13 protein-coding genes are annotated in these 12,006 nt (G+C 74.6%); all 13 read left to right on the plus strand.

Features of this window, described 5'->3' with window-relative positions:
* Position 1 precedes the first annotated feature (1 nt).
* The 13 genes from ABD946_RS33695 (at position 2) to ABD946_RS33755 (ending at position 12,002) form a co-directional block, all read left to right on the plus strand.
* Positions 2-829, plus strand: a complete 828-nt coding sequence (locus ABD946_RS33695) for an MlaE family ABC transporter permease (RefSeq protein WP_345289447.1) — start codon at positions 2-4, stop codon at positions 827-829.
* Positions 826-2,091 (plus strand): MCE family protein, encoded by a 1,266-nt coding sequence (locus ABD946_RS33700; protein WP_345289448.1) that lies wholly within the window; start codon positions 826-828, stop codon positions 2,089-2,091. Before ABD946_RS33695 ends, ABD946_RS33700 begins: the two co-directional genes overlap by 4 nt.
* Positions 2,088-3,119 (plus strand): MCE family protein, encoded by a 1,032-nt coding sequence (locus ABD946_RS33705; protein WP_345289449.1) that lies wholly within the window; start codon positions 2,088-2,090, stop codon positions 3,117-3,119. Before ABD946_RS33700 ends, ABD946_RS33705 begins: the two co-directional genes overlap by 4 nt.
* Positions 3,116-4,174 (plus strand): MCE family protein, encoded by a 1,059-nt coding sequence (locus tag ABD946_RS33710; RefSeq protein ID WP_345289451.1) that lies wholly within the window; start codon positions 3,116-3,118, stop codon positions 4,172-4,174. The genes ABD946_RS33705 and ABD946_RS33710 overlap by 4 nt, the downstream gene beginning before the upstream one ends.
* Positions 4,171-5,160, plus strand: coding sequence for an MCE family protein (locus ABD946_RS33715; protein WP_345289452.1), 990 nt, complete (start codon positions 4,171-4,173; stop codon positions 5,158-5,160). Before ABD946_RS33710 ends, ABD946_RS33715 begins: the two co-directional genes overlap by 4 nt.
* Positions 5,157-6,383: an MCE family protein gene (locus ABD946_RS33720; RefSeq protein WP_345289453.1), complete on the plus strand. Its 1,227-nt coding sequence runs from the start codon at positions 5,157-5,159 to the stop codon at positions 6,381-6,383. The genes ABD946_RS33715 and ABD946_RS33720 overlap by 4 nt, the downstream gene beginning before the upstream one ends.
* Positions 6,383-7,537, plus strand: a complete 1,155-nt coding sequence (locus tag ABD946_RS33725) for an MlaD family protein (protein WP_345289455.1) — start codon at positions 6,383-6,385, stop codon at positions 7,535-7,537. The genes ABD946_RS33720 and ABD946_RS33725 overlap by 1 nt, the downstream gene beginning before the upstream one ends.
* Positions 7,534-7,992, plus strand: a complete 459-nt coding sequence (locus ABD946_RS33730) for a hypothetical protein (RefSeq protein WP_345289456.1) — start codon at positions 7,534-7,536, stop codon at positions 7,990-7,992. The genes ABD946_RS33725 and ABD946_RS33730 overlap by 4 nt, the downstream gene beginning before the upstream one ends.
* Positions 7,989-8,537: a hypothetical protein gene (locus tag ABD946_RS33735; RefSeq protein ID WP_345289457.1), complete on the plus strand. Its 549-nt coding sequence runs from the start codon at positions 7,989-7,991 to the stop codon at positions 8,535-8,537. Before ABD946_RS33730 ends, ABD946_RS33735 begins: the two co-directional genes overlap by 4 nt.
* 28 nt (positions 8,538-8,565) lie before the next feature.
* On the plus strand, positions 8,566-9,117 hold the full coding sequence (locus tag ABD946_RS33740; protein ID WP_380148699.1) for a hypothetical protein: 552 nt from the start codon (positions 8,566-8,568) through the stop codon (positions 9,115-9,117).
* A gap of 13 nt (positions 9,118-9,130) precedes the next feature.
* Entirely contained in the window at positions 9,131-9,766 is a 636-nt protein-coding gene (locus ABD946_RS33745) for a hypothetical protein (protein WP_345289458.1), read from the plus strand.
* Positions 9,767-9,891: 125 nt separating this feature from the next.
* Positions 9,892-10,893, plus strand: coding sequence for a DUF4190 domain-containing protein (locus tag ABD946_RS33750; protein ID WP_345289460.1), 1,002 nt, complete (start codon positions 9,892-9,894; stop codon positions 10,891-10,893).
* A 44-nt stretch (positions 10,894-10,937) separates the two neighbouring features.
* Entirely contained in the window at positions 10,938-12,002 is a 1,065-nt protein-coding gene (locus ABD946_RS33755; protein WP_345289461.1) for a DUF4190 domain-containing protein, read from the plus strand.
* Positions 12,003-12,006: the final 4 nt, after the last annotated feature.

The following is a 12,006-nucleotide window of genomic DNA, read 5'->3' on the forward strand; positions in this document are numbered from 1 at the left end:
GATGGCGCTGCCCGGCCGTGCGGCCCGGGGCCCGCTCGGGTGGCTGGAGACCGTCGGGGACCACCTGGTCTTCCACCTGGCCGCGCTGCTCTGGGTGCCCCGCGCGCTGCGCCGCTACTTCCGCGAGGTGCAGCGGCTGCTGGCCGAAGTCGCCTTCGGCAGCGGCGGGTTGGGGGTGATCGGCGGCACCGTCGGGGTGATGGTCGGGATGACCGCGGCCACCGGCACGGTGGTCGGCCTGCAGGGCCACGCCGCGATGGACCAGCTGGGCACCACCGCCTTCACCGGCTTCATCTCGGCCTACTTCAACACCCGGGAGATCGCCCCGCTGGTGGCCGGCCTCGCACTCTCGGCCACCGTCGGCGCGGGCTTCACCGCCCAGCTCGGCGCGATGCGGATCAACGAGGAGGTGGACGCCCTGGAGGGCATGGGCATCCGCAGCCTGCCGTACCTGGTGACCACCCGGATCATCGCCGGGGTGGTGGCCGTGGTGCCGCTGTACGGGGTCGGGCTGCTCTCCTCCTACGCCGCCTCCCGCGCCGTCACGGTCTCCGTCAACGGACAGTCACCCGGCACCTACGACCACTACTTCGGGCTCTTCCTGGCCCCGGAGGACGTGCTGCTGTCGGCCCTGAAGGTGCTGCTGTTCAGCGTGATCGTGATCCTGGCGCACTGCTACTACGGCTTCCACGCCACCGGCGGCCCGGCCGGGGTCGGCATCGCGGTGGGCCGCTCGGTCCGCAACGCCATCGTGATCATCAGCATCACCGACTTCTTCCTCTCGCTGGCGATCTGGGGCGCCACCACCACCGTGCGGGTGACCGGATGAACGCCTTCCGCGCCACCGACCGGCGCCGCCCCGCCCGGGCCGTGCTGGGCCTGGTCTTCCTGCTGGTGCCCGCCCTGCTGGCCGGGCTCTGCGTGGCGGTCTACCGCAAGGCCTTCAGCGACGAGAGCACCGTGCTGCTGGAGACCAACGCCACCGGGAACGAGCTGCGGGTGAACGCCGACGTCAAGCTGCGCGGCGTGGTGGTCGGCCGGGTCAGCCGGATCGGCGCCGACGGCGAGCGGGCCCGGCTCACCCTGGCCCTCGACCCGGCCCGGCTGGCCGAGATCCCGGCCGGGGTGACGGCCCGTCTGCTGCCCACCACCCTCTTCGGCGAGCGCTACGTCGCCCTGGTGCCCGACACCACCGCCACCGCGGGCGGGACGCTGCGGGCCGGGGCCGTGATCGCCCAGGACCGCACCGCCGAGGCCGCCGAGCTGGAGCAGGTGTTGGACCACCTGCTGCCGCTGCTCAACGCCGTCCAGCCGGACAAGCTGGCCGCCACCCTGAGCGCGGTGGCCACCGCCCTGCGCGGCCGCGGCGCCCAGCTCGGCGCCACGCTCACCGAACTGGACGCCCACCTGGCCCGGCTCAACCCCGAACTCCCGGCCCTGAACCGGGACATCGCGCAGCTGGTGACGGTCAGCCAGGCCTACGGGGACGCCGCGCCCGACCTGCTCCAGGCCCTGACCGACTTCACCACCACCAGCGGCACGATCGCCCGCGAGCGGGCCGGGCTGCGCGCGCTCTACGCCTCCTCCACGGCCGCCGCCGGGGACGTCACGGACTTCCTGACGCGCAACCGGGCCACGCTCATCCGGCTCTCCGCCGACAGCCGGGGAACCCTGGAGCTGCTGGCCGAGTACGCCCCCGCCTACCCGTGCACGCTGCGCACCCTGGCCGACTTCGTGCCGGTGATGGACAAGGCGCTGGGCAAGGGCACCGACCGGCCGGGCCTGCACGTCACCGTGAACACCGTGCCCAGCCCCGGCGCCTACCGGCCCGGCAAGGACGCCCCGGCCTACACCGCCACCGGCGGCCCGAAGTGCTACGACACCCCCTACACCGGGCGCGGCACCACCCCGGCGGCGGTGCCGCCGGGCCAGGGCTTCCCGGCGCCCGGCGAGGCCGGCCTCGGCCTGCCCAACTCACCGCAGGAGAACGCCCTGGTGAACGAACTGCTCGCGCCGGCCGGTGACCTGCCCGACTGGAGCAGCGTGCTGGCCGGGCCGCTGCTGCGCGGGGCGGAGGTGAGGCTGAAGTGAGGCGCCGCAGCCTGATCGGACCGGTCGTCAAGTCACTGGTCTTCGTCCTGGTCACCGCACTCGCCACCACCGCCCTGGCCTTCGGCATCGCCGACACCGGGGTGGGCGAGACCGTCGCCTACCGGGCCCGGTTCACCGACGTCACCGGCCTGGCCGCCGGGGACGGCGTGCGGATCGCGGGCGTGCGGGTCGGCGAGGTCGAGTCGGTCGGCGTCACCGACCGGCGCTACGCGCTGGTGCGGTTCAAGGTCCGCAAGGGCACCCCGCTGCCCGGCAGCGTCACCGCCTCGGTCAGGTACCTGGACCTGGTCGGCCGCCGCTACCTCGAACTGGCGCGCGGCACCGGCCCGTTGGAGGAGAAGCTGCCGCCCGGCGCCACCATCCCGGTGGAGCGCACCCACCCCGCGCTGGACCTCACCCAGCTGTTCAGCGGATTCCAGCCGCTGTTCCAGGGCCTGGCCCCGGACGAGGTGAACAAGCTGGCCGAGGAGATCGTCCAGGTCCTCCAGGGCCAGGGCGGCACGGTCGAGGGGCTGCTGCGCAGCGTCGGCTCGCTCACCGGCACGCTGGCCGCCAAGGACGAGGTGATCGGCCGGGTGATCGAGAACCTGAACACGGTGGTCGCCACCGTCAACACCCACGACCAGGGCTTCACCGAACTGGTCTCCACCCTCCAGCAGTTGGTGGCCGGCTTCAACCGCGACCGGCAGCCGATCGGCGAGGCGGTGCAGGCCGTGGGCGCGCTCACCACCTCCACCGCCGGGCTGCTGGCCGAGGGCCGGGCACCGCTCAAGGAGAGCATCGGCCAGCTGGGCCGGCTCTCCGCCGGACTGGCCGACAACAGCACCCAGCTGGAGGACTTCCTCCGGCGCAGCCCGGAGAAGCTGACCACCCTCGGCCGGCTGGCCTCCTACGGCTCCTGGTTCAACCTCTACCTGTGCCAGGCCACCGTGACCGGCGTGACCACCGGTGACGGCTCCGTGCCGCCGACCGGGGTCACCGTGGACGAAGCGAGGTGCCGGGGATGAGCCGCTCCGACGGGGGCACCGCCGTGCGCGGGCCGCTCTTCCGGCCGCTGCGCGAGCGCAACCCGGTGGTGGTCGGCGCGGTCGGGCTGCTGGTGATCCTGCTGGTCTGCGGCCTGGCCTACCAGGGCGACCGGCTGCCGCTGCTCGGCCGGGGCACCGCGTACACGGCCGAGTTCAGCGAGGCGGGCGGGCTGCGGCCGGGCGACGAGGTCCGGGTGGCGGGGGCCAAGGTCGGCAAGGTGACCGAGGTCGTGCTGAGCGGGGCCAAGGTCCGGGTGGGCTTCCGGGTCCGCGAGGTGTGGGTGGGCGACGCGACCACCGCCGCGATCGGCATCCGCACCGTGCTCGGCGCCAAGTACCTCGCGCTGGACCCGCTGGGCGCCGGCGGGCAGGACCCCCGGGTGGCCATCCCGGCGAGCCGGACCACCTCGCCCTACGACGTCACCCAGGCCCTGGAGGGCCTCGGCCGGACGGTGGGCGCGATCGACACCGCCAAGCTGGCCGAGTCCTTCCGGACCATCTCGGACACCTTCGCCACCACCCCCGAATCCGTGCGCAGCGCCGCCGAGGGCCTGGCCGGGCTCTCCCGCACCATTGCCGACCGGGATGCCCGGCTGGCCGAACTCCTCGCCGGGAGCCGCAAGTTGACCAAGACCGTGGCGGACCAGAACGAGCGCTTCAGCGCCCTGCTGAGCGACGGCGACTCGCTGCTGGCCGAGCTCCAGCGCCGCCGCGAGGCGGTGCACCAACTGCTCACCGGCACCGGCGCGCTGGCCACCCAGCTGACCGGCCTGGTGAAGGACAACGAGCGCCAACTGGCGCCCACCCTCAGCGCGTTGGAGCGCGTCACCGGGGTGCTGCGGGCCAATCAGCAGAGCCTGGACCAGACCCTGGCGCTGCTCGGCCCGTACTACCGGCTGATGGGCAACACCCTGGGCAACGGCCGCTGGTTCGACGCCTACCTGTGCGGGGTGGTGCCGCCCTCCTACCTGCCCGAGGGGACGGCGCCCGCCACCGGCTGCCGCCCGGTCCGGCCGACGGGGGGCCGGGGATGAGCGTGCTCTCGGGCCGCGGCCGGGCGCTCATCGCCCTGGCCGCCGCCGCGGCCGCCGTGGCGGCCACCCTGATCGCCGTCCCCGGCCCGGAGGGAAGCCGGGTGACGGTGTACTTCGACCACGCCGTCGGGGTCTATGCCGGATCCGACCTGCGGGTGCTCGGCGTCAAGGTCGGCACCGTGCGCTCGGTCCACCCCGAGGGGGCGAAGGTGCGGGTCGAACTCGGCCTGGACCACGGCGTGAAGGTGCCGGCCTCCGCCTCCGCCGTGGTGGTCGCCCCCAGCGTGGTCGCCGACCGGTACGTGCAGCTCACCCCGGCCTGGACGGAGGGGCCGCTGCTGGCCGACCGGGCGGTGATCCCGGTCGAGCGGACCGCCCAGCCGGTGGAGATCGACCAGCTCTACGAGAGCCTCACCGAGCTGGCCACCGCGCTGGGCCCGGACGGGGCCAACTCCCAGGGCGCGCTCTCCCGGCTGCTGGACACCGGGGCGCGGAACCTGGACGGCAACGGCAAGCTGATCGGCGACTCGATCGAGCAGCTCGGCCGGGCCGCCAAGACCCTCTCCGGCTCCAGCGAGGACCTGTTCGCCACGCTGACCCAGCTGGAGTCCTTCGCCGCGATGCTCAAGGAGAACGACGGCCGGGTGCGCACCGTCACCGACCGGCTGGCCGCCGTCAGCTCCTACCTGGCCGAGGACAAGGAGGAGCTGGGCCAGGCCCTGCACCAACTGGCCGTCGCCCTCGGCGAGGTGAAGACCTTCGTGGAGAACAACCGCACCCGCCTCGCCCACGGGATCGACCAGCTGGTGCCGATCACCCAGAGCCTGGTGGACCAGCGGGCCTCCCTGGCCGAACTGCTGGACACCGCCCCGCTGGCGGCTGGCAACCTGCTGCGCGCCTACGACTCGAAGGCCGGCACGATCACCGGCCGGGCGAACCTGACCGAACTGACCCTGCCGCTGCCACTGCCCGGGGTGGACCGATGACCCGTCGACCGCACCACCTGTCCCTGGCGCTGGCCACCGTGCTGACCGCAGGCCTGACCGCGGGCTGCGGCGGCTTCGGCGGCCTGCAGGACGCACCGCTGCCCGGCGGGGCCGAACTGGGGGACCACTCCTACCGCCTGGAGGCCCGGTTCGCCGACGTGCTCAGCCTGGTTCCGCAGTCGGCGGTCAAGGTGAACGGGGTCGCGGTCGGCCGGGTCACCGCCATCACGCTGGCCGAGGACTGGAGCGCGGTGGTCACCCTACGGGTCAACGGCGACGTCCGGCTGCCCGCCGGGAGCCGGGCCGAGGTGGCCCAGGCCGGCCTGCTCGGCGAGAAGTACGTCCGGCTCACCACCCCCGCCGACCCGCAGGCCCAGGGCGGCGGACGGCTCGGCGACGGCGCGGTGATCCCGGCCCAGCTCACCGGCCGCTCCACCGAGGTGGAGGAGGTCTTCGGGGCGCTCTCCATGCTGCTCAACGGCGGCGGCATCGACCAGCTGCGCACCATCACCACCGAACTGGGCCGGGCGATGACCGGAAACGAGGCCCAACTGCGCTCCGTCCTCGACCGGTTGAAGACCTTCACCGGCGAGCTCGACGCCCACCGGGCCGACCTGACCGCCGCCCTGGACGGGATCGACCGGCTGGCCGCCACCCTGGCCACCCGGGACCGGCAGATCGGCACCGTGCTCACCGAGCTCAGCCCCGGCCTGCGGGTGCTGGAGCAGCAGCGCGGCGAACTGGTCACTCTGCTCCGCGCGTTGGACACCCTCTCGGGCGTCGCGGTGGACACCGTCAACCGCAGCAAGGAGGACGTGGTGGCCGACCTCAAGGCGATCGCCCCGGTGCTGCGCGGCCTGGCGGACGCGGGCAAGGCGCTGCCGGACTCGCTCCAGGTGCTGCTCACCTACCCGTTCACCGACGAGGTGCTGCGCGGGGTCAAGGGTGACTACCTGAACGTCTACCTCGACCTGGCCGCCGCTCCCGGCACCCGGATCTTCCCCGAGCTGGACCCGGACGACACCGCCGCGCCGCCGCCCCAGCCCACCCCGCAGCCCACCGAGGAGCCCACGGACCCGCCGACCGATCCGCCGACGGACCCTCCCACCGACCCTCCGACCGATCCGCCCACCGACCAGCCGACCGATCCGGCCTCCCCGGAGGCCCGGCGCCTGCCGCTGCCGCTGCCCTCGGTGGGCCGCCCGTCCGGAAAGGCGCGCTGATGCCGAACCTGGCCGTCCGGGCGAAGAACCTCGCCTTCCTGCTGATCGCCGTGCTGGTGCTCGGCTACATCGCCGTCCAGCACGCCGACCTCGGCCGCTACGTCGGCCTGCGCGACTACTACCGGGTCGACGTCCAACTGGAGCGCACCGGTGGCCTGTTCGAGCACGCCGACGTCACCTACCGGGGCGTCTCGGTGGGCCGGGTGGGAGCGATCAGGCTCACCCCCGACGGGGTCCGGGCGGAACTGCGGATCTCCTCCGACGCGCCCCGCATTCCGGCCACGCTGACCGCCGCCGTGGCCGGCCTGTCTGCCGTCGGCGAGCAGTACCTCGACCTGCGGCCCAGCACCGACCAGGGCCCCTACCTGGCCGACGGCGCGTGGATCCCCCGCTCCGCCACCAGCGTGCCCGCGCCCGTCACCGACCTGCTGACCCGCACCGACGCGCTGGTCGGCTCGGTGCCGCTCGCCTCGCTGCGCACCGTCGTCGACGAACTCGGCACCGCCTTCAACGGCCAGGCCGACAACCTCCAGGCGCTGCTCGACGGCAGCCGCACCTTCCTCAAGGCGGCCGACGCCGCGCTGCCCGCCACCACCCGGCTGATCGTGGACGGCGAGACGGTGCTGCGCACCCAGGCCGAGGAGGCCGACGCGATCCGCTCCTTCGCCACGGGTGCCTCCGAGCTGGCCGCCCAACTGGCCCGCTCGGACGGCGATCTGCAGCGGGTGATCGCGGGCGGCCCGCAGGCCGCCGGGCAGGTGAGCGCGCTGATGAAGCAGCTCGACCCGTCCACCAGCGTGCTGCTGGCCAACCTGCTGACCACCGCCGAACTCGGCGTCACCCGCCAGCACGGCATCGAGGAACTGCTGGTCCGGCTCCCGGCGGTGGCGGCGGCCGGCTCCACCGCGGTCACCGAGCAGGGCGCGAGGATGGGGATGGCCGTCACCTTCTTCTCCCCGCTGCCCTGCACCGACGGGTACGGGGCCACCACCTACCGGAACGGCCTGGACACCGGCGCGGCCCCGCCACTGAACACCGCGGCGCGGTGCGCGGCCTCGGCCTCCTCCGGCACCGCCGTGCGCGGCTCGGCCAACGCCCCCAAGGGCGGGGTGCCGACCCCCGTCGCACCGGCCACCCCGGGGGCGGGCCGGTGAGGCTGCGGGTGTTCCGGGTCCTGGCCGTACTGGTGCTGTCGGCGGGCGCCCTGAGCTGGTGGTGGCAGGCCGGGCGCGGCGAGGACGGGGTGCGCGAGCGGGAGGCCGTACTGGCCGCCGGGCGGAGCGCGGCGGAGGTGCTCGGCAGCGCCGACGGCCGCGACCCGGACGGCACCCGGTCGCGCTGGCGGGCGGTCGCGGACGGGCCGCTGCTCGCGCAACTCGGCGCGGCGGCAACGGACTCGACCACCTCGGCCACCGTCGCGGAGGCCGCGCTGACCCGGCTGGACCGTGCCTCCGGCACGGCCGGCCTGATCGCCGTGCTGCGGCTGCGGCAGACCCTCGCGGACGGGACCGTGACCACCGACCGCCGCCGGGTGGCGGTGGAGCTGGCCCGCCGGAGCGGCGGCTGGAAGGCGACCGCGCTGACCACCGTGCCGGTGGGGGCGCCGTGACGGCCGTCGAGACCGTCCCCGGCACGGCCGCTGCCGAAGAGCAACCGGCCTCCCGGGCAGGGGAGTTACTCCGCTGGGGGCTGCCCGCGCTGGCCCTGCTGCTCGGCCTGGCGATGGCCGCCGCCGGTTGGAGCGTGCGCGCCGGGGCCCGCGACCGGGACGCGGCCGCCCGGGAGCAGCTGGCCGGCCAGGTGGTCGGGCAGGTGGAGGCCGCCCTCGGGCGGGCCTTCTCCTACAGCGCCGACCAGGACGAGGCGGGGCGGTCGGCCGCCCGTGCCGCGTTCACCGGCGCGGCCGAGGAGCAGTACCGCCGGCTGAGCGAGCAACTCCGTGGCTGGACGGCCGAGCAGCGGCTCACCCTCACCACCCGTGCGGTGGCCACCGGGGTGATCCGGCTGACCGGTGACCGGGCCGAGCTGCTGGTGCTGCTCGACCAGAGCGCCCGTCGCGGTGCGGACCCGCCGGTCCTCACCGGCGCCCAACTCCGCGTCACCGCCCGCCCCGTGGACGGCCGTTGGGTGATCAGCGACCTGACGTCCCTCTGAACGCCCCACCACCACCGGAGGAAGACCCGTGCGACGCCGCCCCCGCCCCGTGCGCCCGATCCGTGAACGCCTGCAGCTGCTCGCCGTCGCCCTGCTGGCCGTCACCACCCTGCTCGCGGCCTGGGGCGGCTGGTCCTGGTACGCCGCCGCCCACGACCGCACCGGCGAGCTGGCCCGGGCCAGGGACCAGGTGCTGGCCGCCGGGGAGCAGGCGGTGCAGAACCTCAACACCCTCGACCACGCCGCGCTGGCCCCGGGCCTGGACCTCTGGGAACGCTCCACCACCGGTGAGCTGCACGCCCAACTGGTGCAGGGGCGGGGCGAGTTCGAGAAGCAGGTGCAGCAGGCCCAGTCGACCACCACCGCCCGGGTGCTGGACGGCGCCGTCACCGAGCTGGACGAGCGCACCGGCCAGGCGGCCGTCATGGTCGCGGTCCGGATCACCGTCCGCACCGCCAAGGAGACCCAGCCCACCAGCAAGGACAGCCGGATGCTGGCCCGTCTGACCAGGACCGCCGAGGGCTGGAAGCTCAGCGCCCTCGGCCAGGCCCCGATGGGCACCACCACCACCGGCCGGTAAGGAGCGAGCAGCGATGTCCACCACCACCCGACACCTGATCAACCGTCAGCGCCGCCTGGCCGCGGCCGCCCGGCCCCCGGCGACGGCCGTCCCGTCCCCGGCCCCCGCCCCCGTCCCCGCGCCGGTGCGCCGCCGCCGTCGGCTGCCGGCCGTGCTGCTCGCCCTCGCCCTGCTGCTCGCGGCGTTCGCCGCCTACGCCTCCTACGCCGCCGCCGGGCTGCGGGCCGACTCCGGGCGGCACAACACGGCGCTCACCGACCCGGCCCGGACCAGCGAGGCCAAGGGGCAGCTCAGCGAGGCGGTGAACGCCCTCTTCTCCTACGACCACGCCGACCCGGCGCGCACCGACCGGGCCGCCGCCCGCTACCTGACCGGCGGCGCGGTGGAGCGGCACAAGGCGCTGCTCGCCGAGGTCCGGACCCAGGCCGAGGCGAAGAAGCTGGTGCTCACCACCACCGTCACCGACGCCGCCGTCTCGGCCCTGGACGGCGACCGGGCCCGGCTGCTGGTCTTCGCCGACCAGCGCAACACCAGCACCGCCGCCGACGCCAAGGGCGGGCCGACCTACTCGGCCGCGATGTTCGCCCTGGACGCCGTCCGCTCCGGCGGGGGTTGGCGGATCGAGGCCATCGACACCTTCGGCCGGTGAACCGGCGGCCACCCTGACGGGACGTCAAGGAGGCGGGGCCGTGGCGTGCGGAAATGGCGGAGAAGTGTTCGTGCGGTGACTGGTACGTTCAGGGGCCTGATCATCGATCGCCAGAAGGACCCTGCATGACGACGCAAGCCCCGCCGCCGGATGCCACCGACCCGTGGTCGCCACCGGCCGCGGACGCGGCACCGGCCGAGCCGGCCGTCGCCCCCCAGCCCGCCCCCGGGTACGGCCCCGTCCCGCACCAGGCCCAGGGCCAGTACCCCGGCGGTGCGCCCGGCGTCCCGCCGTACTGGCCGCCGTACCCGGTGGCGGCGCCGCAGCCGCGCAACGGGCCCGGGGTCGCGGCGCTGGTGCTCGGCATCGTCGCCGTGGTGATGGTGCTGGTGGTCCTCCTGTTCTGGGTCGCCTGGCTGCCCGCGCTGGTCGCGGTGGTGCTCGGCGGCATCGGGCTGCGCAACGTCCGCAGGGGTCTGGCGACCAACCGGGGCATGGCCCTGGCCGGGGTGATCCTCGGCGTCCTGGGCCTGCTCGGCGCCGTCGTCGAGGGCGGCTTCGTCGCCTGGGCCGCGCACGAGGCCGTCCAGGAGCGCAAGGCCGAGGAGAACGCCGCGCGCCAGCGGGCCGAGGCCGAGATCAAGCGGCTGGACGAGGAGCGCGAGCGCCGCCGCAAGGAGGCCGAGGAGAAGGCGGCCAAGGAGGCCGCGGAGGAGCGGGCCCGGCAGCTGGTCTTCGGTCAGAGCTACACCTACCCCGACGGTCTGAAGGTCACCGTGTCGAGCCCGGAGCCCTACGCGGTGGACCGGTACACCAGGCTGCTCGACGGGGCCAAGGCCTTCCAGGTGACCATCACCGTGGTCAACACCGGCTCGCAGCCGGCCAAGATCGCCGGCCTGCCCACCGTGCGCGAACCGAGCGGCAACTGGTACCAGCTGCTGATCGACGGCAGCGGACGGGCGAAGTTCCTCAGCTCCGACCCGCTCCAGCCCGGCCAGCAGAGCGTCGGCAAGTACGCCTACGCCGTCCTGGTCGCCCCCGAGCAGCTCACGGTCGAGTACACCCCCGACCTCGTCGGCCACAAGACCGCCCGGTGGAGCACCACCGACCGCTCCGGCTCGGTCTGACGCTCCGCCACGTTCCCGCACACGAACCGCCAGAAGGACCCCGCATGACCACTCCCGCCCCGCTGCCCGAAGCCCCCGACGCCCCCGGCACCCCCGACGCCCCCGAGGCGGCGGCACCGGCCGAGGTCCCCGCCGCGCCCCCCGCTCCTGCCGCCAACCCGTTCGCCGCGCCCGACGGGCAGCCCGGAAACGAGGCGCCCGGAAACGAGGCGCCCGGGAACGGGGTGCCCGGTCAGGCGCCCCCGTACCCGGGAGCGGTCCCGTACTGGCCGCACTCCTACCCGATGCCGCCGGCGCCCCGGAACGGGCTGGGCGTCTCGGCCATGGTGCTTGGCATCGTGGGCACCGTGATGGCGCTGACCTACGTGCTGTTCTGGGTGGCCTGGCTGCCCGCGCTGGTCGGCCTGGTCCTCGGCGTGGTCGCGATGGGCCAGGTCCGCAAGGGCGTCGCGACGAACCGGGGCACGGCGCTGGCCGGGGTGGTCCTCGGCGTCTCGGGCCTGCTGCTCTCGGCGGCCGGTGGCGGGTTCTTCGCCTGGCAGGTGCACGAGGCGAGGCAGGAGGTGAAGGCGACGGAGAACGCCGCCCGGGAGCGGATCGAGGCCCAGGAGAAGCAGCGGCAGGCCGACCTGGAGAAGCGGCGCGCCGAGATCGAGGAGCAGCGCAAGCGGACCGAGGCCGAGCAGGAGCGGAAGGCCGCCGAGGAGCGGTCCCGGCACCTGGCCTTCGGCCAGAGCTACACCACCCCGGACGGCCTGAGGTTCACGGTGGAGAAGCCGGGGCCGTTCTCCCCGGACGAGTTCGCCCAGGGGATCGCCAAGGGCGACAAGGTGGTGGAGGTGGTCATCACGGTGACCAACACCACCGGTGAGCAGCGCACCATGCAGTTCAACTACCTCAAGCTCACGGACGGCGTGGGCGGCCGCGCCGAGACCGTGGTCGACGGCAGCGGGCGGCACCAGCCGCTGGGCCGCTCCGTCCCGGCCGGGCAGACGATGACCGGCCGGGAGGCCTTCGCCGTTCCGCCCGGCGCGACGGACAAGGTCGAGGTCTCCTTCGACTACGACCTGACGAACCGCCGGACCATCTACTGGACCGGCTCGCTCTGACCTC

Source organism: Kitasatospora albolonga, from assembly GCF_039535905.1.
Lineage (GTDB): Bacteria > Actinomycetota > Actinomycetes > Streptomycetales > Streptomycetaceae > Kitasatospora > Kitasatospora albolonga.